We start from the raw sequence: 23,602 nt of genomic DNA on the forward strand, positions 1-23,602 counted from the left end.
ACCGTCTCCGAAAGGACCAGCTGTGAAAATCATTGCCGCGGAAGTGTTCGTTACCAGCCCCACCCGAAACTTCGTGACCCTCCGGATCACCACGGACGAGGGCGTGACGGGCATTGGCGACGCCACCCTGAACGGCCGCGAGCTCGCCGTCGCCGCCTACCTGAAGGAACATGTCGCGCAGTTGCTCATTGGCAAGGATCCGCACCGGATTGAGGATACGTGGCAGTTCCTGTACCGGAGTGCGTATTGGCGGCGGGGTCCGGTGACGATGGCGGCGATCGCTGCGGTGGATATGGCGTTGTGGGATATCAAGGGCAAGGTGGCCGGGTTGCCGGTGTACCAGTTGCTCGGTGGTGCGTCGCGGAACGGGTTGCGGGCGTATGGGCATGCTTCGGGTGCGGATATTGAGTCGTTGTTTGATTCGGTGCGGGAGCATCTGGAGTTGGGGTACAAGTCGATCCGGATCCAGACGGCGATCCCGGGGATCAAGGCCGTGTATGGGGTTGCGGCGCAGGCGCAGGCGTCGGGGGAGCGGTATGACTATGAGCCGGCCGGGCGGGGTGCGTTCCCGCAGGAGGAGGACTGGGATACCCGGGCGTATCTGCGGCACCTGCCCACGGTGTTTGAGGCGGTGCGGAACGAGTTTGGGCCGGAGTTGCCGTTGCTGCATGACGGGCATCACCGGATGACGCCGATCCAGGCGGCGAAGCTGGGCAAGGCGTTGGAGCCGTATGACTTGTTCTGGTTGGAGGACTGCACGCCGGCGGAGAACCAGGAGGGGCTGCGCCTGGTGCGGCAGCACACCACCACGCCGTTGGCGATCGGGGAGATCTTCAATACGGTGTTTGACTTCCAGACGCTGATCAAGGAGCAGTTGATTGATTATGTGCGGGCGGCGTCCACGCACTTCGGTGGGATCAGTCCGTTGAAGAAGGTGATGGATTTCGCGGCGCAGTACCAGATCAAGTCCGGTTTCCACGGTCCGACCGATATTTCCCCGGTGGGCTTCGCGGCGCAGCTGCACGTGGGGTTGGCGATCCATAACTACGGGATCCAGGAGTACATGCAGCACTCGGCCAAGACCAACGAGGTCTTCGAGCAGTCCATGACGTTCGTGGACGGGTACCTGCACCCGGGCGACAAGCCGGGCATCGGCGTCGAATTCAACGAAGAAGCCGCCGCGGCCTACCCCTACCAGCAGGCCTACCTGCCCTACAACCGCCTCGTCGACGGCACCGTCCACGACTGGTAAGACCGCCACGACTGGCAAGGACCAAACAATGATCAAACATCGCATTATCGTCATGGGCGTCTCCGGCTGCGGCAAGACCACCATCGGTGACCTCGTCGCCCGCGAACTGGGCGTCCCGTTCGTTGACGGCGATTCCCTCCACCCCGTGGAGAACGTCGCGAAAATGGCTGCGGGCACACCGCTGACGGACGAGGACCGCTGGCCATGGCTCGCAACGGTGGGCAGCAAGCTGGCGGCTGCGGGCGACGGTGGGCTGGTCCTGGCGTGTTCTGCCCTGCGCCGAAGCTACCGGGACGCCATCCGGGAACAGGCCCCGGACACCGTCTTCCTGCACCTGGACGGCAGCAAGGAGGTTCTGAAGGCGCGGACCGAGGGACGGACCGGGCACTTCATGCCTCCCGCGCTGCTGGAATCCCAACTCGCCACACTGGAACCTCTGCAGGAAGACGAGCGCGGCGTGGTGGTTGACATCGCCGCACCCGTTCAGGACGTGGTGGCGGAGGCACTCAAGGGGATTGCCGCCGTCGTACCTCCTGCCAAGGGGGCCGCGGGCACCAGGCCGCGCCAGTTCGACGTCGACCTTTCGGCAGCGCCATTCATGCTCGACGCCGGCGCGATCGCCTGGGTGGAAGGCACCATTGGTGCCATGACGCTCGAGGAAAAGATCGGGCAGCTGTTCATCAACCACAACAACGACTACTCGCCCGGATACCTCGACGGGGTGCTGGAAAACTACCACGTGGGCGGCATGCGGTACCGGCCAGGCCCGTCCGCCGCCGTCCAGGAACATATCCGCTACGCGCAGTCCAAGTCCCGGATTCCCTTGCTGATTGCCTCCAACCCGGAGATGGGCGGGGCCGGCAGCTGCGACGACGGCACGTTCGTATCCACGCACCTGCAGGCAGGCTCGCACCCGGACTGGAACATCGCCCGGCAGATGGGGCAGGTGGCAGGCGTGGAGACGGCTGCCCTGGGCTGCAATTGGGCCTTCGCGCCGATCGTGGACATCCACTACAACTGGCGGAACACCGTCATTTCCACACGGTCCTTCGGCAATACGCCGGAGGTGGTGGTGGAGCGCGCCAAGGAGTACTTCGACGGCATCAGCGAATCACCCACTGCCTGCGCCATGAAGCACTTCCCGGGCGACGGCATCGACGAGCGGGACCAGCATGTGGTCACGTCCTACAACACCCTTGGGTACGAGGAATGGAACCGAACCTACGGGCACGTGTACCGGGAGATGATTGCGCACGGCGTGCAGTCCATCATGGTGGGCCATATTGGGGCGCCGGAGGTCTCGCGGCATTTCCGGCCGGGTCTTCCTGATGCCGGGATCCTGCCGGCCACGTTGTCCCCGGAACTGCTGCAGGACCTGCTGCGCGGCGAACTGGGCTTCAATGGCCTGGTCCTCACCGACGCCTCGCAGATGGTGGGCCTGACGCAGGCAATGAAGCGGAAGGACCTGGTTCCGGCAACGATTGCGGCCGGCTGCGACATGTTCCTGTTCTTCCGAAACCCCGCCGAGGACTTCCAGTACATGCTGGACGGATACAAGTCCGGGGTCATCACCGAGCAGCGGCTGCACGACGCCCTGCGGCGGATCCTCGGACTGAAGGCATCCTTGGGGCTGCACCTGAAATCCGCTGACCAGTTGGTGCCGCCGGCCGAGGCGCTGGCCGTGATCGGCAGTCAGGCGCACCGGGCGATTGCGGCCGAGATCGCCGACAAGACCGTCACACTGGTGAAGGACACGGCAGGGAACCTGCCCATCACCCCCGGGACTCATCCGCGGATCCGGTTGTACGGCATTTCCGGCGGCGCCGACTTCACGCGGGCAGATCCGCTGGCCTACCTGGACGTGGTGAAGGAGGAACTGGAGGCCGCCGGCTTCGAAGTGTTCTTGTACCGGACGGCTGAACAGCGCGAGGCGGCGGGGGAGACCGGGGTGAACTTCATGTCCGTCATCTCCGAGGAAGCCACCGGGGACTACGCGGAAAAGTACGACGCCGCATTTGTCTTTGCCAACGTCAAGGGCTTCGCCCAGGAGGCCGCCATCCGGATCAAGTGGTCCTCGCCGATGGCCGCGGAGATCCCGTGGTACGTCACGGAGGTGCCCACGGTGTTCGTGTCCCTCAACCAGCCGAACCACCTGATTGACGTGCCCATGGTGAAGACGGCAATCCACGCGCATGCCGGGACTCGGGAAGCCATCCGTGCCGCGGTAGAGAAGATCCAGGGCAAGTCCGCGTTCCAGGGAACGTTCAACGAGAACGTGTTTTGCGGCTCGTTCGACACCCGGCTTTGAGCAGGTACTGAAGAAGGAGGCGCCGCCGCAACAGCGGTGGCGCCTCCTTCATGCCCGGAAGGCCAGGGCTGGGTTCCGGGACACCGCCACGTTCTTCGCACTGCCTGATGACTTCTTGATGGGTGGTTGCCAGGCAGTTGCCTGCCTGGGACGTCAGTCGTTGCAGGGCGGCCGCAAAGGGGGGCCTTGGACTCTGTGGCGGCCAGATGATGGTTTGTAGGCTGCAAGGCATCGCGGAACCACCTCAACCAAAGGGAGGCGTGCCATGAGCAGCACGGCGTCGGATGTCCTGGCCGTCATTCGGCCGAAGACAGGCACGAATCATTCATCCACCTCTTCCCGCCGCCGGCTTTCCGGATTCCTTGGTGCTGCGGCCGCTGCCGGGTTTCTCACGCACGCCCTCGTGCCGCGTGCCCTGGGGACATGGGGAACCACGGAGCCCGAAAGAACAATGCCCCTCCCGGGGGACGAATTGATTCCCGATCCCGAGGACATCCAGACCATGGCGGTCACTGTCTCCGCCCGTCCCGACCAGGTGTGGCCCTGGATAGTGCAAATGGGTGTGGACCGGGCGGGGCTGTATTCCTACACGGCGGTGGAGAACGGATTGCTGCACCTGGGTGTCACGAACGCGGACCGCATTCATCCGGAGTGGCAGGACCTGCAGGTGGGGGACATCATCGCCTTCACGCCGGAAGGTTACCCGGGCGGCCGGCGCGGGCCGCGCGTGGTGGAGTTGGAGGAGGGCCGACACCTTGTTCTGGACTCAAGCCCTGGTGCCCCGCCCGGAAAAGTGACAGGAACCTGGCAGTTCGTCCTCCACGATGCAGGTGCTGCCGGTACCAGGCTGCTGCTCAGGACGCGCACGGGCCCGGGACGCCCTGCCGGGCTTCGTGTGACGGACTTCCTTCTTCGACCCGGCTACCTGGTCATGGACCGCGCCATGCTCCTGGGCATCAAAAAGCGCGTCGAGACGGAAGCGCAGGGGCGTCCGCCGCTGCCGACCCCGCAGTGACGCCGTCCTGGACGTGGGCGCCTATATGGGCTCGGCGTAGTGTGAAGCAGTGGACTTTTCCTGTGTGATTGCCGAAGGTGTTGTGCTCCGTCCCGTCCGGGCGTCGGACGCAGAGGCGCTGGCAGCGGCGTTTCAGGAGAACCGGTCATATCTCGCCCCGTGGGAGCCTGTCCGGCCTGAGGAGTTCTACACCGTCCAGGGCCAGCGGGACGTGGTTGAGCGGCGGCTTGTTGAACTCGATTCGGGCACGGCACTTCCCATGGTGCTGGCACAACATGACGGTATCGTCGGGCTGCTGACCCTCAGCTCAATCGTGCGTGGCGCATTCCAGAACGCGCACGTTGGTTACTGGATTTCCCGCACAGCCCAAGGGAAAGGGCTTATGACGGCGGCAGTAGCGGCGGCCGTCAATATTTCACAGGCTGCATTGGGACTTCACCGACTCGAGGCAGCAACCCTGGTGCACAACACGGCGTCGCAAAGAGTGCTGGAAAAGAATGGCTTCGTGGCCTACGGCACGGCCCCCGACTACCTCCGGATAGCCGGCAGGTGGCAGGACCACCGGATGTATCAGCGGATTCTCTAATCCTGCGGAGACCGGCAGTGACGCCAATGCTCCCGGCAGCATCCGTGGCTGGCCAGCATGTGCGGCTTCGCGGCAGGACACAGGGGAGGGTTTTCGATGCACCATCGCCGCGTGCGAAGATGTCGCCGGACTCCCGGCTGAACAGGACGGGACGAATTCGATGCCTGGAGGACACTATGCGCGCGATTGTCATGAACAGCATTGCCGGGCCGCTGGCGGTTCACGAGGTCGACGCCCCGGAGGCGCCTGCCGGCGGTGTGGTGATCACCGTCGTGGCCACCGGATTATGCCGCAGTGACTGGCACGCATGGGTAGGCCACGACGACATCGCTCTGCCGCACGTTCCAGGCCATGAGTTCGCCGGCGTTGTGGCCGTGGTTGGTTCGGGTGTGACCAGATGGACGGTTGGCGACCGCGTGACCGCACCCTTTGTGGAAGGCTGCGGCGCCTGCGAATGGTGCCTCGGCGGCAACGCGCAGGTCTGCCCGGAGCAGCAGCAGCCAGGCTTCACCCATTGGGGTTCCTTTGCCGAGCAAGGTGTGATCCATGCGGCCGACACCAATCTCGTGGCAATTCCCGAAGGGGTCAGCTTCGAAGCAGCGGCCAGCCTGGGATGCCGCTTCGCCACTGCCTACCGGGCGCTCACGGGCCGGGCCCGGCTTGCGGCCGATGAATGGGTCACTATCGTCGGGGCAGGCGGTGTGGGGCTCAGCGCCGTCATGGTTGCGAAGGCGCTCGGCGGAAAGGTTGTGGCTGTCGACCGGAACCCCGCCGCCCTGGAGGTGGCCGCTTCCCTCGGCGCAGACCACGTATTGGTCGCGGACGGCTCGGACATCCCCGCACAGGTGCATGCGATCACGGGAGGATCCCATGTCTCCATTGATGCTGTCGGCAGCGAGCAGACGTGCGCCGACGCGCTCCTGAGCCTTCGTCGCCGTGGACGGCACGTCCAGATCGGCCTCCTCCCGCCCATAGAGGGTCACCCCCGCGTGCCTATGGCGCGCGTTATTGCCTGGGAACTGGATGTGTTCGGAAGCCACGGGATGGCTGCGGCCGACTACCCGCAGATGCTCGCCCTCATCGAGTCGGGGTCACTGGAACCGCAGAAGCTCATCGAACGCGTTATCGGGCTGACCGAGGCCGCTGACATGCTCCCGCAGTTCGACACTGTTAAGGTCGCGGGCATGACGATGATCGATCCCGCGCGCTGACGCTTTGGCCGCTGAGGACACATGGCCCGGGGAAAGCAAAAGGCCCTGGTTTCCTTGATGTACAAGGGAGCCCAGGGCCTTTTCCTATATGGCGGTGACGGTGGGATTTGAACCCACGTTGGCTTTTACACCAAACAACATTTCGAGTGTTGCACCTTCGGCCGCTCGGACACGTCACCAACCTCAATAGGGTACCGGAGCATGGCCTGCATCCCCAAAACGGACGCACAGTGGGTGCCTCTTGCGGGTTTCATCCAACCCAGCGCTGCCTGGGGGATGGGCGTTGGAGCAGGATCATAATTGTCGGACCCCCTTGTCATAGTTGGTTTATGGGGAAGGCGGCGGTTGTGAGGGCGTTCGAGGAGATCCGTGCTGCCCTTGCTGTGCTTCAGGCTGAGGTGGATGGGGCGGGTCTGGAGGCGTTCGCGGATGCTGATGCGGGTTCTGATCCGCTGGCCGGTCTGGCGGATGGCTGCCTGGAGATTCTTGCCGGGGCCCGGGAGGTGGAGGCGCGGGTTGCGGGGGTGAAGGCGAAGGCTGCGGTGGCGTACGCGGAGGCTGCGCATGCTGTGGCGGGGCCGGACGTGCCAATGGTGGCGCAGGAAATGGCGGTCGCGGCGGAGATCGGGTGCGTGCTGGCCCTGGGTCCGCGGGCGGCGGCGTCGTTCCTGGCCACCTCCCACGCCCTGACTGTTTCATTGCCGCGGACTTTGGAGGCGCTGCAGTCCGGGACCCTGTCGTGGCAGCACGCGATAGTGCTGGCAGACGAGACGGCGTCCCTTGATGCGGCGGGGGCGGCGGCGTTGGAGGCGCATTTCCTGCCACCCGATACGCCGGACCCGGACGCCCTTCCCCCGGCCAGGGGGTGCCCGGTTGGGGAACTGCCGGCGCACCGGTTCCGGGTCAAGGCCCGGACCTGGCGGGAACGCCACCACGCCGAATCGATGGAGAAGCGGCACGCCAGGGGTGTGGCGGAGCGGCGGGTGGAGTTCCGGCCGGACCGGGACGGGATGGCGTGGCTGGGCGCGTACCTGCCCGCGGACCAGGCCATGGCTGGGTGGAACCGGCTCACCGCTGCCGCACGAGGTTTGCAGGGGCCGGCCGAGGACAGGACCATGCCCCAGCTGCGCGCGGACAGTTTCACCGCCGCGATCCTCGGCAGCGGTAACACCCGGGGCGGCAGCACCAGTCTCACCAGTGCCAGTGCCACTGCCGGCGTCGTGGCTGCTGCCGGGCCGGGCGCCGGCACCAGCGGCAGCGGGACCAGCGCCGCATCGGGAACTGGCCACCAGTCGCCATCGGTCCGCGCCGAGGTCCTGGTTACGGTTCCGGTGTTCGCGCTGATGGGCCTGACCGATGAACCGGCGATGCTGGACGGGTATGGTCCGGTGCCGGCGTCGATGGCGCGGCGACTGGTCGCGGACGGGGCGGGCTCGTTTTACCGGGTGTTGGTGGACCCGCGGGACGGGGCGCCGTTGGAGATCGGCCGGAAGAGTTACCGGGTTCCCAGGGCGATGCGGGCCTGGCTGCGGATGCGGGACGGGAAATGCCCGTTCCCGGGCTGCAGCAACAACTCCCTGGACACGGAGGCCGACCATCTCCTCGCCTGGCACCACGGCGGCACCACCGGAATCAGCAACCTGGGACAGCCCTGCCCGAAACACCACAGGCTCCGGCACACCACCGCCTGGAAACCCACCCCGGCCACCACGAACGAACCACCCGGCTGGACCTCACCCACAGGCCGCCACTACACAAGCGAACACCAGGACTGGGAACCACCAAGGTGGCCGGAACGACCACAGCCGGGCAGCATCGACATCGTTCACCACGGCACGTCCCCCTGGGAGGATGCCCTTGAGAAGTTCCTGCACGCCCATGCCTGACCACCCTCGGTTGCTAACGGAGAAGCCCCAACTGGTCCGGGGTATCCACATCCTCACCCGTTGACTGGTCGCTGCAATCCACCTCATCCACCAGTTCCGGATGCGCCCGCAGGAAGCCGCGTGCGCCGGCGTCGCCCTTCACTGTTGCACACACCGCTTCCCGCAGGGACACGTCGATGAGCAGGGGATGGCCGCGCTGGAGTTCAGCGTCCCCGCCATCGCCGGGGCCGTCGCGTCGGCGGTAGGCGGCAGCGGTAATCCGTCCGGGGCGGTGGCGGTCCAGCAGCCGCTCCACGGTTTCGGAGGTCAGGCCCGGCTGGTCCACCAGCGCAACCAGCAGGTGGTCCTGCGGAGCCGCGGCCTGGTTCCCGAGCAGGAAGGAGCTGCCCATTCCTGACTGCCATTCCACGTTGGTCAGCACTCGGCAGTGGTCCAAACGGGCAGCAGCCTCAACATCAGCTGCTCCAGCCCCCAGGACCACCACCACTTCCCGGCAGCCGCCGTCGAGCAGCCTGCCTGCGATGGCCTCAACCAGCGGCCGACCGCGATACGGCAACAGGGCCTTGGGACCCAAACCCAGCCGGGTCCCGCCTCCGGCTGCCAGCACAATGCCCGTCACCCTGGGGCCAGCCGATTCCGCTCCGCGGGCATCCATGCTCGTCATAGCTGCACTGTAGTGCTTCCGAGGCGGTGGCCTTTTACACACCAAGTTCCCGGGCACGCCGCAATGCGCCAACGGCTCCAGCCACGAGCTCCTGCACGATCCCTGCGGCCGGGAGAATGCTGCTGACCAGCCCCGCGGACTGGCCGGTGAATGGTACATACTCCTCCATCCGCCCCTCCCGGATTCCCGTTCCAATTTCTTCCTGGAGCCGGGCCGACTGGTGCACCGCTCCAGCCCGGTTGGGTTGCCACTGATCTATGAAAGGGGTCCGCAGGGCGCGGGGAACCACATCGAAGGCACCGCTCCCCGGTTTCGTGAAGATATCGTCCCAGACCTCCACCTTGACGGCGTCCTGGGCTTCGGCGGCTACCAGGGAGCGTTTCCAGCCTTCGCTGATCGATGCTTCTGTCGACGCCAGGAAACGCGTCCCCATATTGGCTCCCTGGGCGCCCAGCATGAGGGCAGCCGCCAAGCCCCTGCCGTCTGCAATTCCACCCGCAGCCAGAACCGGCAAGGGATTCACCGCATCCACCACCTGCGGCACCAGGACCAACGTGGAGATACTCCCGCCGAACCCGCCGGCTTCAGCTCCCTGGGCAATGATCACGTCCGCGCCGCGGTCCGCAGCCAGCCGGGCCTGCTGGACAGTGTGGACCTGCTGTACAAAAAGGCCACCCGCTGCATGCACCTTTGCCGGGAACCCGTACGGATCGCCCAGCGCCATGGAAATCACAGGCGCCTGCATCTCCACAGCTATGTCGAAGGACTCGGGGTGGCCCTGCAGCCAGGGCTGGGTGAAGTTCACCGCGAAAGGCCGCCCGGTGAGCTCCCGGATTCGCCGGATGCTGCCGCGAAGATCCTCGGCGGTGCGAAGTGCACCGCCGAGGCTGCCCAAAGCGCCTGCGTTGGAAACAGCAGCAGCCAGTGCTGCATCGCTCCCGAAGGGCCCCATTCCCGCCTGCATGATGGGGTAGTCAATTCCGAGGAGTTTACAAAAAGACGTCCGCAGCATCGGACTCCACCGCTGCTCCTTCACACAACAGGGACGGGCTTACAGGGCAAGTACAGACCGCAGCTGCACCGTCGTCAATAGGCCCAAAGGCCTCCGGAATTTGGCGCGGTTTCCCCGTCTCAGGCGTCGCCGCCCGCGCCACCGGTGGTGCCGGCGTTGACGTCCAGGAGTTTGTAGCGGTCCAGGGCATACGACGGCGCGCCCTCCTCAACCTCGCCCCTCGCCGCCAGCATTTGCAGCACTTTCACCACGATGGAGTGGGTGTCGTTCTTGAAGTAGCGGCGGGCTGCTGCGCGGGTGTCGGAGAAGCCGAAGCCGTCGGCGCCGAGGGTGGCGAATTCGTTGGGGACGAACTGCCGGATCTGGTCGGGGACGGCTTTCATGTAGTCGGAGACGGCGACGATGGGGCCGGTGGCGCCTTCGAGTTGCTGGGTGACGAACGGGGTGCGGGCGGGTTGGCCGGGGTTGAGGAAGGCTTCTTCTTCGGCGGCGAGGCCGTCGCGGCGCAGTTCGTTCCAGGAGGTGACGGACCAGACGTCGGCGGAGACGTTCCAGTCGTCGGCCAGGACGCGCTGGGCTTCGATGGCCCAGGGCACGGAGACGCCGGAGGCGAGGATCTGGGTGCGGGGACCGTCGATCTTTGCCGGTGCGAGCAGGTAGATGCCCTTGATGACGCCTTCGATGTCGAGGTTTTCGGGTTCGGCGGGCTGGACGATGGGTTCGTTGTACACGGTGAGGTAGTACATGACGTTCTTGTCCGTTGAGTCCGGCCCGTACATGCGTTCGAGGCCGGAGCGGATGATGTGGCCGATTTCGTAGCCGTAGGCGGGGTCGTAGGTGAGCACGGCGGGGTTGGTGGAGGCGAGCAGGGGGGAGTGGCCGTCGGCGTGCTGGAGGCCTTCGCCGGTGAGGGTGGTCCGGCCTGCGGTGGCGCCGATGATGAAGCCGCGGGTCATTTGGTCTGCTGCGGCCCAGAAGGCGTCGCCGGTGCGCTGGAAGCCGAACATGGAGTAGAACACGTAGACCGGGACCAGGGGCACGCCGTGGGTGGCGTAGGAGGTCCCGGCGGCGGTGAAGGCTGCCACGGCGCCGGCTTCGTTGATGCCGGGGTGGATCAGTTGCCCGGCGGGGGATTCCTTGTAGGCCAGGACCAGGTCGCGGTCCACGGACAGGTAGTTCTGGCCCTCGGGGTTGTAGATCTTCGCGGTGGGGAAGAACGCATCCATGCCGAACGTGCGTGATTCATCCGGCACGATGGGCACAATCCTGCCCCCGAACTTTTTGTCACGGAGCAAATCCTTGAGCAGGCGGACGAAGGCCATGGTGGTGGCGGCCTGCTGCTTGCCAGAACCCCGCCTGGCTACCTCGTAGGACTTTTCATCCGGAAGCTCCACAGCACTGTATCGGCTGCGGCGCTCGGGAACCGATCCGCCCAACGCCCGCCGCCGTTCAAGGAGGTAGGCGATCTCGGGTGCATCCAGGCCCGGGTGGTAATAGGGAGGCCGGTATGGGTCGGCGTCCAGTTGTTCGTCCGAGATGGGGATCCGCAGGTAATCCCTGAAGTCCTTGAGATCCTCGACCGTCAGCTTCTTCATTTGGTGCGTGGCATTCCTGCCTTCAAACCGCGGTCCCAGGCCGTAGCCCTTGACGGTGTGGGCGAGGATGACGGTGGGTTTGCCCTTGAATTCGGTGGCGGCTTTGTAGGCTGCGTAGACCTTGCGGTAGTCGTGGCCGCCGCGTTTGAGGTTCCAGATCTGGTCGTCGGTGAGGTCCGCGACGAGGTCTTTGGTCTGCGGGGTCTTGCCGAAGAAGTGCTCGCGGACGAACCCGCCGGACTCGGCTTTGTAGGTCTGGTAGTCCCCGTCGACGGTTTCGTTCATGATTTTCACCAGGGACCCGTCGGTGTCGCGGGTGAGCAGGTCATCCCATTCCCGGCCCCAGACGACCTTAATCACGTTCCAGCCCGCGCCGCGGAAGAACGCTTCGAGTTCCTGCATGATCTTGCCGTTGCCGCGCACCGGCCCGTCCAGGCGCTGGAGGTTGCAGTTGATCACGAAGTTCAGGTTGTCCAGGTTTTCGTTCGCCGCCAGCTGCAGCAGGCCGCGGGATTCGGGTTCGTCCATTTCGCCGTCGCCCAGGAACGCCCAGACCTGCTGGTCGGAGGTGTCTTTCAGGCCCCGGTTGTGCAGGTACCGGTTGTTCTGGGCCTGGTAGATCGCGTTCATCGGGCCGATGCCCATGGACACGGTAGGGAATTCCCAGAAGTGCGGCATCAGGCGCGGGTGCGGGTAGGAGGACAGGGCATGGCCCTCGCGGGACTTTTCCTGCCGGAACCCGTCCAGGTCCTCCTCGGAGAGGCGTCCTTCCATGAACGCCCGGGCGTACATCCCGGGGGAGGCATGGCCCTGGAAGAAGACCTGGTCCCCGCCGCCGGGGTGGTCCTTGCCGCGGAAGAAGTGGTTGAACCCGACCTCGTACAGGGTCGCGGCACCGGCGTAGGTGGAGATGTGCCCGCCGACGCCGATATCGGGCCGCTGCGCCCGGTGGACCATGACCGCGGCGTTCCACCGCATGTAGGCCCGGTACCGGCGCTCGTACTCCTCGTTGCCCGGGAACTGGGCTTCCTGGTCCACCGGGATCGTGTTCACGTAATCGGTGGTGGTCACCATCGGCACCCCGACACTCTGCGCGCCGGCGCGCTGCAGCAGGCTCCGCATGATGTATTGGGCACGCTCGGTGCCCTGTTCCCTGATCAACGCATCCAGGGACTCAACCCACTCGGCAGTCTCTTCCGGATCACGATCAGGCAGCTGGTTAGTCAACCCGCTGAGGATATGGGAGGTATCTTCTCCTGCAGCCACGGCAGCCTCTTTTCATCTTCGAATGCTCGGCTTAAGTTTTCATATTACGAGAAAACATTATTGCTAGATGAGATTAGTCAGACGCGGGGGTATGGTCAATGTGACCGGTGCCCCTGAGCCCGCAGAGTGCGCAGGCCGGGAGGAAGAAACAGTTTGTGACTGCCCGCCCATGCCGGCATTGCTTGACGCCCCCGTGACGCAGGTCATACTCTTATTTCACTATTCAATATCTCGATTCCGCAATGTGGAATAACAGAAACGACCCAAGGTCGGCCTCACCACACGGAATCCACCAAAGAATTGAGACCCCTATGCAGACCCCTCCATCGGCGGGCGTTGACGCGGACCTGGACCTGACAGCGCCGTCAGCCGGGCCGGTCCACCCGGCCGGCAGTGTCGAAGCCCTGTGCGAATCGGCCAGCGCGGCTTCCGGCAAGAGCATCAGCCCTTCCCTCTACAATGCAGACCTTGCCCCCACCAAACGCACGGGCCGCAGCTGGACGAGCTACAGCATCTTCACCCTGTGGGCCAATGACGTGCACAGCCTGGGCAACTACGCCTTCGCCATCGGGCTGTTCGCTTTGGGGCTGGGCGGGTGGCAGATCCTGATGGCACTCGGCATTGGTGCCGCGCTGCTGTTCGGCCTCCTTACCCTTTCCGGCTTCATGGGGGTGAAGACCGGCGTCCCCTTCCCGGTCATGAGCCGCATCAGCTTCGGCATCAGGGGCGCCCAGATCGCCAGCCTCCTCCGCGGCGCGGTGGCCGTGGCCTGGTTCGGCATTCAGACGTACCTGGCGTCCGTTGTCTTCCGCGTCATGCTCGTGGCCATGTTCCCGGGCCTCCACGACCTGGACCAGGACTCCCTCCTGGGGCTGTCCACGCTGGGGTGGATGGCATTCGTGGCCCTCTGGGTGGTCCAGCTGGTCATCGTCAGCTTCGGCATGGAGATGATCCGCAAATACGAGGCCTTCGCCGGCCCCGTCATCCTGGCCACCATGGCCGCAATGGCTGTCTGGATCTTCGTGGAAGCCGGCGGAAGCATCGCCTGGACCTCCAACAAGGCCCTGGAAGGGCCGGAAATGTGGCTCACGATCTTCGCCGGCGGCGCCCTCTGGGTTTCGATCTACGGCACCTTCGTCCTGAACTTCTGCGATTTCACCCGCTCAGCCGTCTCAAAGAAGGCCGTGGTCCGCGGAAACTTCTGGGGCATCCCCATCAACATGCTCGTGTTCGGCGCCATCGTGGTGGTCATGGCCGGTGGCCAGTTCAAAATCAACGGGACCATCATCAAGAGCCCCTCGGATATCGTCCAGACCATCCCCAGCACGCTCTTCCTGGTCCTTGCGTGCCTTGCCCTGCTGATCCTGACCATCGCAGTGAACCTCATGGCCAACTTCGTCGCCCCTGTCTACGCCCTGACCAACCTGTTCCCCCGGCGGTTGAACTTCCGCAAGGCAGCAATGGTCTCCGCCACCATCGGCCTGGTCATCCTGCCCTGGAACCTATACAACAACCCGCTGGTCATCGTGTACTTCCTGGGCGGCCTCGGTGCCTTGCTCGGCCCACTGTTCGGCGTCGTCATGGCTGACTACTGGCTGATCCGCCGTGGCAAGGTCAACGTCCCCGAGCTCTACACGGCATCACCGGAGGGCGCGTACTTCTACAGGAAGGGCGTCAACCCCCGGGCGATCATCGCCATGGTTCCGGCCGCCGTCCTTGCCCTGCTGATCGCCTTCGTACCGGCACTGGCTGCCGCGGCACCCTTCGCCTGGTTCTTCGCAGCGGGCATTGCGGCGGCACTGTACTTCTTCATCGCCGACCGCAACCAAAGGCTGGACGACCACGACGGGGAAGCCATCGCCGTCGTCAGTACCCACTGAGCCAGTCACAAGCCAAGGACCTACCCAATGCGCATACTTGTCGCCAACGTAAACACCACGCAATCAATGACTGACTCCATCGCGGCCTCGGCACGCAGTGTTGCCGCTCCCGGCACGGAAATCGTGGGAATCACCCCGAGGTTCGGCGCGGACTCCTGCGAAGGCAACTTCGAAAGCTACCTGGCTGCCATCGCCGTGATGGACGCCGTCACCTCCTTCCCGGGAACGTTTGACGCCGTCATCCAGGCCGGCTACGGCGAGCACGGGAGGGAAGGGCTCCAGGAACTGCTGGACGTGCCGGTGGTCGACATCACCGAGGCTGCCGCCGGCACAGCCATGTTCCTGGGCCATAAGTACTCGGTGGTCACCACGCTGGACAAGACGGTTCCCCTCATCGAGGACCGGCTGAAGCTGGCCGGCCTGGACGCAAGATGTGCTTCCGTCCGTGCCAGCGGAATGGCGGTCCTGGAACTCGAGGAGGAACCGGAACGCGCCGTTGAGGCAATCATCAACCAGGCCATGCTGGCCGTCACTGAGGACAAGGCCGAGGTGATTGTCCTTGGCTGCGGCGGGATGGCGGGGCTGGACGAACAGATCCGGCAACGGGCAGGCGTTCCCGTGGTGGACGGTGTGGCCTCGGCCGTAACCATCGCCGAATCGCTGGTCCGGATGGGCCTTTCCACCTCCAAGGTGCGGACCTTCGCTGCGCCGCGTCCCAAGACCGTCATAGGCTGGCCGCTGAACAAGCCGGCCGTGCCGGCGCAGTTTTAGGCCAGGAGACCGCATGACCACTTCCCTTCCCACAGCACGCGTCGCCGTAGTGACCGGGGCCGGCTCCGGCATTGGCCGGGAGGTTGCCCGGCAGATGCTGGCCGACGGCTACCGCGTGGTGCTGGCCGGCCGCCGCGAGGCCCAACTTGCTGAAACGGCGGACGGCCACGCGGAGGCCCTGGTGGTGCCGTGCGACGTCACCCGGCGCGACGACGTCGAACGGCTTTTCGAGGCAGCGCGCCGGAAGTGGGGGCGGGTGGACGTCCTGTTCAACAATGCCGGCGTGTTCGGTCCCGCCGCCGGGGTGGATGAGATCAGCCTGGAAGACTGGAACGCCACCCTTGCCGTGAACCTCACCGGGTCCGTGCTGTGCGCCGCCGCGGCGGTAAGGACCATGAAATCGCAGGAACCCCAGGGCGGCCGGATCATCAACAACGGCTCCATCTCGGCGCATTCACCGCGGCCGCGGACGGTGGCCTATACGGTCACCAAGCACGCCATGACAGGCCTGACCAGGAGCATCGAACTGGACGGCCGGGGCTACGGCATCACCTGCGGGCAGATCGACATCGGCAACACCGCCACCGACATCATGGACACCATCGGCGTCGGCTCGGGGGCCCTGCAGGCAGACGGCAGCCGCAAGGTGGAGCCCATGTTTCCGGTGGCGGACGCGGCCCGCGCAGTACTGATGATGGCCAACATGCCGGCCTCGGCCAGCGTGGGGTCAGTAGTGGTCACCGCTGCGGGCATGCCCTTCATCGGCCGCGGCTAAGGCTTCTGCCGGGCCGGAGCAGCGCGAAGGGCCGGAGGGGCTAGAGGGGCAGCAGGGCTGACAGGTCCGCGCGCAGCCCGGACGCGGCCACCTTTCCGGCGCTGACTGCGTCGGCCCACTCCATCTGTCCCGTCACCATCGCAAGCCAGGTGGCGGCGTCGCACTCAATCACGTTGGGCGGGGTGCCGCGCGTATGCCGCGGGCCCTCAACGCACTGGGTGACGCCGAACGGCGGGACGCGCACCTCCACGGAGTTTCCCGGTGCACGCGCCGTCAGCTCCTCCAGCGAGTACCTGACGGCAGTGGCCAGGACGGTTCGCGGCAAGGGAACGTCCGACGACGGCTGGGCAGCTTCCAGCCATGCGTTCAGGGCTGCTTCGCCTTGCTGGACGTCAATACGACGGCGGGCTACGGCCATGCGGTCAGCCTTCCTTTGATGTCTGGTGTGGGAAGGGGCATCAGTCCAGGAGGGCGGAAACAGCAGGGCCCAGGCGGATCTTCCCTACCGGCCGTCCGCCGCCCATCACCGGTTCCACCACCTGCTCCAGGGCGCTGGCAACTCCCGGGATCTCCACGGCCCCCGCCGCGGCGAGCAGCGTCAGGGCCACCAGCAAGGTGGCCCTGATGTTTCCGTCCAGGATCTTGACGGCCACGGACACGCCCTGCGGAGTGGCCATGGCCAGCACCCCCTCTGCCCCGATCTTGGCGATGATCTCCAGCTCGTCCATCACCAGGGTGTTGGCCTCGCCACGGCCCTGTACCGCCCAGGGGTAATCGAGCATCGAAGTGGCGATGGTGGCGGCCCTGGCGCTGAAGCTCTGGTCCCCGGGAGCCTTGGCGAGCTGGGAGTAAGCCCTGGCCAGGCCTTTCAGGGAGACAGCCGCCACGGGGGCGCCGCAGCCGTCGATCCCCAGGTGGGCGATCTTCTCACCCGTGTATTCCTCCACGACGGTGCGCACGCGCTGCTGCAGCGGGTGGTTCGGCTCCAGGTAGCTGTGCGTGTCCCACCCGTTTTCCGTGCAGGCCCACAGGAAAGCGGCGTGCTTTCCGGAGCAGTTGTACGCCAGCCGCGACTTGCCCTTTTCGGAGCGCACCAGCCAGTTCCGGGCCGTTTCATCCTGCGGCCAGGCCTCGGGGCACTGCAGCTGGTCTTCACGGACTCCGGCGGCCTTGAGCATGCCCGCCACCACGTCCATGTGGTCCAGGGAGCCCGTGTGGCTTCCGCAGGCAATGGCCACCTGGGCGCCCCGCAGCGGAACGCCGGACTGCATGGCGGCCAATGCCTGGAACGGCTTGAGCGTGGACCGCGCGAAGATGGGCGTGTTGATGTCTCCGAGTTCGGTGACCACTGAGCCGTCGGCGGACAGGAGCACGGCGGAACCGATGTGCCGCGACTCCACAAAGCCGCTGCGTTCGATCACGGCCAGTTCGACGGCGGAGTCAACAGTGAAGGTGGCATGCGGATTATGCGGCATACTGCCAGTCTATGGGCCAGCCCCGCAGAAGCCCGGGCACTCCGGGCTGCGGCCTACTGCACGGTGACCATTATCGACTGCCAGCCCGACGCACCGTCAGGCACGGGATCTGCGCGCTGGTCGGTTTGGACCGCCCCGGTCCCGTCGGTTGCCCGTACCTTGATGTAGTGGGGGCCGGGCGTGGCGTCCCACTCATAGGACCACTGGCGCCAGGTAACGGTGGACGCTTCGGCGGAGAGGGTGGCTTCCGCCCACCCGCCGTTGTCGATCTGGATTTCCACTTTGCTGATGCCGCGAGTTTGGGCCCATGCGGTGCCGCCCACCGCGACTTTCCCGGCCGGCACCTTCGCGAAGGACTTGGGCACGTCCACGCGGGCCATCGTCTTGATGGGGCCGCGCTCGGACCAGCCGCGCTCGGTCCAGTAGGCCTTGCTGTCCGCGAAACGGGTGACCTCCAGGTCCACCACCCATTTGGTGGCGGACACAAACCCGTACAGTCCGGGGACCACCATCCGCACGGGGTAGCCGTGCTCCAGCGGAAGCGGCTCACCGTTCATGCCGATGGCCAGCATGGCGTCCCTGTCATCCTGCAGAACCTCAAGGGGAGTGGAAGCGCTGAAGCCGTCGATGGACTTTGACAGCACCATGTCTGCTCCGTCTTTGGGCTTGGCGCGCGCCAGCACCTCACGGATGGGCAGGCCCAGCCACTTGGCGTTTCCGGCGAGGTTGCCGCCCACTGGATTGGACACGCAGGTGAGCGTGACGTGGGATTCGATGAGCTCGGCGTCGAGCAGGTCCTGGAAGGTGAGCGTCACTTCCTGCTCCACCAGCCCGTGAACGCGCAGTTCCCAGTCGTCAACGTTGATTTCCGGCACGCTCAAAGCCGTATCGATCCGGTAGAACTCGCCGTTGGGCGTCAGCCACGGCGGGACGCCGGGGACCGTGGACTGGACCCCGGCCGGTACGGCGGCTGCAGCTTTCGCCGGCGTTGGCAGGCTCAACGCTTCACGGGCCTGGGCCACATTGCTGCGCGCCGCAGCCAGCAGCCGCCCACCGGTGGCGGCGATGCCCGCGGCTACGGCCGTGACTCCGGCAGTGGCGAAGAAGCGCCGGCGGCTGGTGCCTTCGCCCCCAGGCCGTTCGCCGCCGTCGGACGCTGTATCCGCCGGTGCTTCCGGCCACGCCTTCAGCCCCCACAGCGGCACCATCAGGCGGTGCAGGACCACCAGTCCGGCCAGGGTTCCCAGCACCGAAGGGATGGCGTCGGCGGGCCCCACGCCGGCGCGGGTCACCACGCTGGCCACGATCACGGCCCCCATGAAAAGTACACCCAGGACGCCGAGGGCCCATTTCCGGTAGGCCACCACGCCCAGGATGCAGGCGAGCACCGCAATGGTCAGGCCCATGCCCACGAATAGCGCTGTCTTGTCGTTGGTGCCGAACGTGGCGATCGCAAAGTCCTTGAGCCACGGCGGCGTGAAGTCGATGAAGGTTGACCCCAGGGCAAAGAGGGGGGTGGCGCGGGCGGTAAAAAATGCGCCAATCAGCTCCGCAACGGCAAGTACGACGGCGGCTGCCACCACGCCTGCCAACGCGGCCATGGTTCCGGCGCCTGTCATCCTGTTTCGCAGCTTTGTCATATGTATGGTTCGGAGCGGGCGGGACTCCGGATTGACCAGGCGGGGGAGGACACAGCTTAGGAGCGGGGAGGGTGCACAAAGTACCCTTGGACACTGTGAAGGTACTCGTCATTGGCCCCGGAGGCCGCGAACACGCCATTGTCCGCTCCCTGCTCGCCGACCCCAACGTGTCCGAGGTCCACGCGGCACCTGGCAATGCCGGCATCAGCAAACTGGTTCCCACCTACGACATCAACGGCAACGATCCCGACGCCGTCGCCGGGCTGGCCGCACGGCTCGGTGTAGACCTCGTGGTGGTGGGCCCGGAAGCTCCGCTGGCCGCAGGCGTATCGGACGCCGTCCGCGAAGCCGGGATCCCCGTCTTCGGACCCAGCAAGGCAGCAGCCCAGCTGGAGGCCTCAAAGGCCTTCGCCAAGGAGGTCATGGCGGAAGCCGGCGTCCCCACGGCGATGGCCATGGTGGCCACCAACGCCGAGGAAGCAGCATCGGCACTGGACACCTTCGGCGCCCCCTACGTGGTGAAGGACGATGGACTCGCCGCGGGCAAGGGTGTTGTTGTCACCCGCAACCGCGATGAAGCTTTGGCACATGCCCAGTCCTGCTTCGACGCCGGCGGCTCCGTGGTCATCGAGGAGTTCCTGGACGGCCCGGAGGTTTCCCTCTTTGTGCTCTGCGACGGGCAGAACACGGTGGCGCTCTCGCCCGCCCAGGACTTCAAGCGCATCTTCGACAACGACGAAGGGCCCAACACCGGCGGCATGGGTGCCTATACCCCGCTTGAGTGGGCCCCCGAGGGACTGGTGCAGGAAGTCCTTGAACGCGTGGCCCAGCCCACCGTCAACGAGATGGCCCGCCGCGGCACCCCTTTCGTCGGCGTGCTGTTCGTCGGCCTGGCCCTCACGTCACGCGGCACCCGCGTGATCGAGTTCAACGTCCGCTTCGGCGACCCGGAAACCCAGGCCGTCCTCGCCCGGCTCAAGACCCCCCTCGGTGCGCTGCTGATGGCCGCCGCCAAGGGCGAACTGGACAAGGCTGAGGAGCTGCGGTGGTCCAAGGAGGCCGCCGTCGCCGTCGTCATTGCCTCCGAAAACTACCCGGACACGCCCCGCACCGGTGACCGGATCCGTGGCCTCAAGAAAGTGGAAGCGCTCGACGGCGTGCACGTTATCCACGCCGGAACCACCCTGGACAAGGAAGGCAAGGTGGTGTCCGCCGGCGGCCGTGTCCTGGCGGTTGTCGCCCTGGGCAGTGACCTGGTGGAGGCGCGCGAGAAAGCGTACGACGGCGTGGAGCTGGTCCAGCTGGACGGGGCGCAGTTCCGCACCGACATCGCCCGCAAAGCCGCCCGTGGCGAGATCAAGGTTCCTTACGGCGCCACCGGTTCGATGCCCATCGTGAAAGCAAAGGCCTGACATGACTGAAAACCGAGAGAACCGCGGCTACGCCACCAAAACACTGGATCTTCCCGGCTGGACCCACGTCTACTCCGGCAAGGTACGCGACCTCTATGAGCCCGCCGACGAATCCATCCCGCAGCGCGTTGGGCAGGACTGCGTACTGGTGGTGGCCAGCGACCGCATCAGCGCCTTTGACCATGTGCTGTCCAGCGAAATCCCGGACAAGGGACGCATCCTCACGCAACTGAGCCTCTGGTGGTTCGACCAGTTGGGCGTGGAACACCATGTGCTCGGCTCCACGGTGGAGGACGGCGTCCCGGCCGAGGTTGAAGGCCGGGCCATGATCTGCAAGAAGCTGGACATGTTCCCGGTGGAATGCATCGCACGCGGCTACCTCACGGGCTCCGGCCTGCAGGAGTACAAGGCCTCCGGAACCGTATGCAACATCCCGCTGCCGGAAGGGCTGGTGGACGGATCCCGGCTGGAGCACGCCATCTTCACGCCGTCGGCCAAAGCGCTGATCGGGGAGCACGATGAGAACATCACCTACGACGCCGTAGTGGCGCTGGTGGGCGACGACATCGCGGGCCGCCTCAGTGAGTTGACGCTGAAGATTTACACGACGGCGGAAAAGATCGCCCGGGAGCGCGGCATCATCCTGGCGGACACCAAGGTGGAGTTCGGCTACGACGCAGCCTCCGGGTCGATCACCCTGGGCGACGAGGTGCTGACCCCGGATTCCTCGCGTTTCTGGGACGCTGCCACCTACAAGCCGGGCCAGGCCCAGCCGTCCTACGACAAACAGTATGTGCGGGACTGGCTGACATCGGCGGAGTCCGGCTGGGACAAGGCCTCGGACACGCCGCCGCCGGCGCTCCCCGCTGAAGTAGTGGAACGGACCCGCAGCCGCTACGTCGAAGCATACGAGAAGATCACGGGGAAGGCGTTCTCCTAGAACAACCGGAAGCCAGGTAAGCCCGCACTGCGGGTTTACCTGGCCTGGTCAGCTGGCTTTCGCAGCCGCAGCGGCGGCGCGTTTCTGCGCCAGCTTAATCTCGAGGATCGCGTCCAGCGCCTGTTGAACCCGGTCCTGGGCGCCGGCAGTGGCGAAGGCCTTTTGGGCTTCCTCGAGATGCACCAGTGCTTCGTCCGTATCACCCGCGGCCTTGAGGGACTTGCCCAGGAGGAGGGAAACTTCACCCGCGGTGTGCGTGGCGAGCTCCGCGCGTTCGGCGTGGATTTCCCGCAGCTTTTCGACGGCGGCCACAATGTCCCCGGTCAGGTACAGCCAGCGGGCACGGATGAAGGCGACCTCCAGCTGATCGGACTTGTTCCCACCCACAATCGACAAGGCCAGTTCGGCACGTTCGATTGCCGACAGGGTCTCCGGCTCCACGATGCCCGAGGAAAGCCGGACGGCTGCGGAGGCCTTGTTGAACCGGGCCCACAGTTCGATGTCATTGGCGGGGGAGAGCAGGCGTGCTGCCCGCTCATGGTGTTTGACGCCTTCCGTGTAGTCATGCCGCATGAACGCAACGTTCCCCACAACCCAGGCCACCTCGCCGGCGAGCTGCGTCATGGAAAGCTCATCCACGTGGTCGATCATGGCCTGGCAATACTTCCAGGCCTCGTCGAGCCGCCCGCTTTCTGCAAGCGCCCCGATCAGCGCGTGATGGGCGTTGATGATCAGGGTGGATCCCTTGGGAAGCTGCCTGCAGAGGTCCACTGCCTGGATCCCCTGGTCCACGGCAAGGCTCAGCTGGCCTTGTCCCTGGTAGATACCCGCCAGCATCTGGTGTGCCCGTACGGCAAGGCCTGCCGATTCCCTGGCCATGGGATGCTCCAGCAAATGCTCCATGATCTTCTGGGCTTCGCGCCAGTTTCCCTGCTTGATGAGGCATTCGGCCTGCATATAGGTCATGTTCCACCAGGCGCTGGTGTTCCGCCCCTCGAGGGCAATCTTTGCGGCCGTGGCAGCGTGGCTTGCCGCCAGTGGATAATCACGAAGGTCCCACGCCTGGCGGGCATAGAGGCCTGCCAGCACGTACTCGGCGTCGCTCACGGAAATTGGCTGGCTCCAAGCCTCCAGCGCCTTGGGTGCCAGTTCCAATCTGCGTGCCAATTCTTCAATTACTTCGGCTGTCGGCTCCCGGCGGCCGGTTTCCAGCAGCGAAATGTAGCTGGGTGAATACAGGTCCTTGCCCAGTTCGGCCTGTGTCAGTCCACGCTCCAGGCGCTCCGCGCGGAGCTTTTCTCCGAACCCGTTGCCCACGCGTTTCCTCCTTTTGGACACTTGGGCTGCCGAATGCTTGACAGTCCCTGTGGAAAATATTTTACAATGTGTGTCAACAAGGACAGTGCTGGCTTTGTAACGAATCCGACTCGTATTGAGGAACTTATATGTTGAAGAAGATCGCAACCGCGGCCGTCCTGGCTGGGGCCCTGGCTTTTTCTGCGGCGGCTCCGGCCGTCCTGGCTTCAGGTTCCGTCGCCGATAATTCGGGTGTGTCGGTAGCTGTTGGTAACTGGCCTGATCCCGCCTCAGCAAAGGTGAAGAAGGACAAGAAGACCGATACTACCTACACAACGTACGTGGGCAACTGGCCTGATCCCGCTTAAACAGCTTCCTCACACAGGAGGCGGGAGTGGCCCCGGAGCAACAGCTCCGGGGCCACTCGTTTTAACCCCGGGGTGCCGGGCCGTGACCACATCGAGACAAAAAAGAGGGCCTCCGCAAGGAGACCCTCTTTTCGTTATGGTCGGGATGACAGGATTTGAACCTGCGACCTCTTCGTCCCGAACGAAGCGCGCTACCAAGCTGCGCTACATCCCGATCCGCTGCAAAAGCAACTTTACAAGGATAGCCGAT

19 protein-coding genes and 2 tRNA genes are annotated in these 23,602 nt (G+C 65.3%); 12 read left to right on the forward strand and 9 right to left on the reverse strand.

Annotation, left to right across the window (positions count from 1 at the left end; translation table 11 throughout):
* The first annotated feature begins 22 nt into the window (after positions 1-22).
* From manD to FB478_RS15280, 5 genes are all read left to right on the forward strand, one after another.
* Positions 23-1,252 (forward strand): D-mannonate dehydratase ManD, encoded by a 1,230-nt coding sequence (gene manD, locus FB478_RS15260; protein ID WP_144601039.1) that lies wholly within the window; start codon positions 23-25, stop codon positions 1,250-1,252.
* A gap of 28 nt (positions 1,253-1,280) precedes the next feature.
* Complete coding sequence (locus FB478_RS15265; protein ID WP_144601040.1) at positions 1,281-3,560, forward strand: gluconokinase, GntK/IdnK-type; 2,280 nt, start codon at positions 1,281-1,283, stop codon at positions 3,558-3,560.
* A gap of 265 nt (positions 3,561-3,825) precedes the next feature.
* Positions 3,826-4,575, forward strand: coding sequence for a hypothetical protein (locus FB478_RS15270; protein ID WP_261377424.1), 750 nt, complete (start codon positions 3,826-3,828; stop codon positions 4,573-4,575).
* Between the two features lie 49 nt (positions 4,576-4,624).
* On the forward strand, positions 4,625-5,161 hold the full coding sequence (locus tag FB478_RS15275) for a GNAT family N-acetyltransferase (RefSeq protein WP_056392116.1): 537 nt from the start codon (positions 4,625-4,627) through the stop codon (positions 5,159-5,161).
* Positions 5,162-5,337: 176 nt separating this feature from the next.
* Positions 5,338-6,372 carry a zinc-binding dehydrogenase gene (locus FB478_RS15280; RefSeq protein ID WP_144601041.1) on the forward strand — a complete coding sequence of 345 codons (1,035 nt, stop codon included), beginning with the start codon at positions 5,338-5,340 and terminating at the stop codon, positions 6,370-6,372.
* An 89-nt stretch (positions 6,373-6,461) separates the two neighbouring features.
* On the opposite strand, the gene FB478_RS15285 is transcribed toward FB478_RS15280, so the two are convergent.
* Positions 6,462-6,551, reverse strand: a tRNA-Ser gene (locus tag FB478_RS15285).
* A 150-nt stretch (positions 6,552-6,701) separates the two neighbouring features.
* Here FB478_RS15285 and FB478_RS15290 point away from each other — a divergent pair.
* On the forward strand, positions 6,702-8,258 hold the full coding sequence (locus FB478_RS15290) for an HNH endonuclease signature motif containing protein (RefSeq protein WP_144601042.1): 1,557 nt from the start codon (positions 6,702-6,704) through the stop codon (positions 8,256-8,258).
* Between the two features lie 13 nt (positions 8,259-8,271).
* Here FB478_RS15290 and nboR read toward each other — a convergent pair whose 3' ends face one another.
* The 3 genes from nboR to aceE all read right to left on the reverse strand — a co-directional run bounded on the left by nboR (position 8,272) and on the right by aceE (position 12,795).
* The gene (gene nboR, locus FB478_RS15295; protein WP_056391383.1) at positions 8,272-8,922 is read right to left on the reverse strand and encodes a nicotine blue oxidoreductase; all 651 of its coding nucleotides are present in this window, start codon (positions 8,920-8,922) and stop codon (positions 8,272-8,274) included.
* Positions 8,923-8,956: 34 nt separating this feature from the next.
* Entirely contained in the window at positions 8,957-9,934 is a 978-nt protein-coding gene (locus FB478_RS15300) for a nitronate monooxygenase family protein (RefSeq protein WP_056391380.1), read from the reverse strand.
* 119 nt (positions 9,935-10,053) lie between these two features.
* Entirely contained in the window at positions 10,054-12,795 is a 2,742-nt protein-coding gene (gene aceE / locus FB478_RS15305; RefSeq protein WP_144601043.1) for a pyruvate dehydrogenase (acetyl-transferring), homodimeric type, read from the reverse strand.
* A 311-nt stretch (positions 12,796-13,106) separates the two neighbouring features.
* On the opposite strand from aceE, the gene FB478_RS15310 reads away from it, so the two are divergent.
* The 3 genes from FB478_RS15310 to FB478_RS15320 are packed head-to-tail and all read left to right on the forward strand — an operon-like array spanning position 13,107 to position 16,221.
* Positions 13,107-14,675, forward strand: a complete 1,569-nt coding sequence (locus tag FB478_RS15310) for an NCS1 family nucleobase:cation symporter-1 (protein WP_144601044.1) — start codon at positions 13,107-13,109, stop codon at positions 14,673-14,675.
* A 27-nt stretch (positions 14,676-14,702) separates the two neighbouring features.
* A complete protein-coding gene (locus tag FB478_RS15315; protein WP_144601045.1) occupies positions 14,703-15,446 on the forward strand; it encodes an aspartate/glutamate racemase family protein in 744 nt (247 codons plus the stop codon).
* A 13-nt stretch (positions 15,447-15,459) separates the two neighbouring features.
* Positions 15,460-16,221 carry an SDR family oxidoreductase gene (locus tag FB478_RS15320; RefSeq protein ID WP_144601046.1) on the forward strand — a complete coding sequence of 254 codons (762 nt, stop codon included), beginning with the start codon at positions 15,460-15,462 and terminating at the stop codon, positions 16,219-16,221.
* Positions 16,222-16,261: 40 nt separating this feature from the next.
* Here FB478_RS15320 and FB478_RS15325 read toward each other — a convergent pair whose 3' ends face one another.
* The 3 genes from FB478_RS15325 to FB478_RS15335 are packed head-to-tail and all read right to left on the reverse strand — an operon-like array spanning position 16,262 to position 19,336.
* A complete protein-coding gene (locus FB478_RS15325; RefSeq protein WP_144601047.1) occupies positions 16,262-16,639 on the reverse strand; it encodes a sterol carrier family protein in 378 nt (125 codons plus the stop codon).
* Positions 16,640-16,679: 40 nt separating this feature from the next.
* On the reverse strand, positions 16,680-17,696 hold the full coding sequence (locus tag FB478_RS15330; RefSeq protein ID WP_144601048.1) for an asparaginase: 1,017 nt from the start codon (positions 17,694-17,696) through the stop codon (positions 16,680-16,682).
* 53 nt (positions 17,697-17,749) lie between these two features.
* Positions 17,750-19,336, reverse strand: a complete 1,587-nt coding sequence (locus FB478_RS15335) for a molybdopterin-dependent oxidoreductase (RefSeq protein WP_144601049.1) — start codon at positions 19,334-19,336, stop codon at positions 17,750-17,752.
* 95 nt (positions 19,337-19,431) lie between these two features.
* Here FB478_RS15335 and purD point away from each other — a divergent pair, with 95 nt between their 5' ends.
* Positions 19,432-20,748: a phosphoribosylamine--glycine ligase gene (gene purD, locus FB478_RS15340; RefSeq protein ID WP_144601120.1), complete on the forward strand. Its 1,317-nt coding sequence runs from the start codon at positions 19,432-19,434 to the stop codon at positions 20,746-20,748.
* A 1-nt stretch (position 20,749) separates the two neighbouring features.
* Positions 20,750-21,688, forward strand: a complete 939-nt coding sequence (locus tag FB478_RS15345) for a phosphoribosylaminoimidazolesuccinocarboxamide synthase (RefSeq protein ID WP_144601050.1) — start codon at positions 20,750-20,752, stop codon at positions 21,686-21,688.
* Between the two features lie 48 nt (positions 21,689-21,736).
* Here FB478_RS15345 and FB478_RS15350 read toward each other — a convergent pair whose 3' ends face one another.
* Positions 21,737-23,005 carry a helix-turn-helix domain-containing protein gene (locus FB478_RS15350; RefSeq protein WP_144601051.1) on the reverse strand — a complete coding sequence of 423 codons (1,269 nt, stop codon included), beginning with the start codon at positions 23,003-23,005 and terminating at the stop codon, positions 21,737-21,739.
* A 128-nt stretch (positions 23,006-23,133) separates the two neighbouring features.
* Here FB478_RS15350 and FB478_RS15355 point away from each other — a divergent pair, with 128 nt between their 5' ends.
* A complete protein-coding gene (locus FB478_RS15355; protein ID WP_018768987.1) occupies positions 23,134-23,352 on the forward strand; it encodes a hypothetical protein in 219 nt (72 codons plus the stop codon).
* A 137-nt stretch (positions 23,353-23,489) separates the two neighbouring features.
* Here the strand turns inward: FB478_RS15355 and FB478_RS15360 are convergent.
* Positions 23,490-23,566, reverse strand: a tRNA-Pro gene (locus tag FB478_RS15360).
* Positions 23,567-23,602 lie beyond the last annotated feature (36 nt).

Source organism: Arthrobacter sp. AG367 (genome assembly GCF_007828995.1).
Taxonomy (GTDB): Bacteria; Actinomycetota; Actinomycetes; order Actinomycetales; family Micrococcaceae; genus Arthrobacter.

What these genes read in the sequence shown, in the direction of transcription:
- FB478_RS15280 (WP_144601041.1), top strand. Translation starts at nt 5,338, where the DNA reads ATGCGCGCGATTGTCATGAACAGCATTGCCGGGCCGCTGGCGGTTCAC.
- FB478_RS15320 (WP_144601046.1), top strand. Translation starts at nt 15,460, where the DNA reads ATGACCACTTCCCTTCCCACAGCACGCGTCGCCGTAGTGACCGGGGCC.
- nboR (WP_056391383.1), bottom strand. Translation starts at nt 8,922, where the DNA reads ATGACGAGCATGGATGCCCGCGGAGCGGAATCGGCTGGCCCCAGGGTG.
- FB478_RS15310 (WP_144601044.1), top strand. Translation starts at nt 13,107, where the DNA reads ATGCAGACCCCTCCATCGGCGGGCGTTGACGCGGACCTGGACCTGACA.
- FB478_RS15315 (WP_144601045.1), top strand. Translation starts at nt 14,703, where the DNA reads ATGCGCATACTTGTCGCCAACGTAAACACCACGCAATCAATGACTGAC.
- FB478_RS15345 (WP_144601050.1), top strand. Translation starts at nt 20,750, where the DNA reads ATGACTGAAAACCGAGAGAACCGCGGCTACGCCACCAAAACACTGGAT.
- FB478_RS15355 (WP_018768987.1), top strand. Translation starts at nt 23,134, where the DNA reads ATGTTGAAGAAGATCGCAACCGCGGCCGTCCTGGCTGGGGCCCTGGCT.
- FB478_RS15265 (WP_144601040.1), top strand. Translation starts at nt 1,281, where the DNA reads ATGATCAAACATCGCATTATCGTCATGGGCGTCTCCGGCTGCGGCAAG.
- FB478_RS15270 (WP_261377424.1), top strand. Translation starts at nt 3,826, where the DNA reads ATGAGCAGCACGGCGTCGGATGTCCTGGCCGTCATTCGGCCGAAGACA.
- FB478_RS15330 (WP_144601048.1), bottom strand. Translation starts at nt 17,696, where the DNA reads ATGCCGCATAATCCGCATGCCACCTTCACTGTTGACTCCGCCGTCGAA.
- FB478_RS15290 (WP_144601042.1), top strand. Translation starts at nt 6,702, where the DNA reads ATGGGGAAGGCGGCGGTTGTGAGGGCGTTCGAGGAGATCCGTGCTGCC.
- FB478_RS15300 (WP_056391380.1), bottom strand. Translation starts at nt 9,934, where the DNA reads ATGCTGCGGACGTCTTTTTGTAAACTCCTCGGAATTGACTACCCCATC.
- FB478_RS15325 (WP_144601047.1), bottom strand. Translation starts at nt 16,639, where the DNA reads ATGGCCGTAGCCCGCCGTCGTATTGACGTCCAGCAAGGCGAAGCAGCC.
- FB478_RS15335 (WP_144601049.1), bottom strand. Translation starts at nt 19,336, where the DNA reads ATGACAAAGCTGCGAAACAGGATGACAGGCGCCGGAACCATGGCCGCG.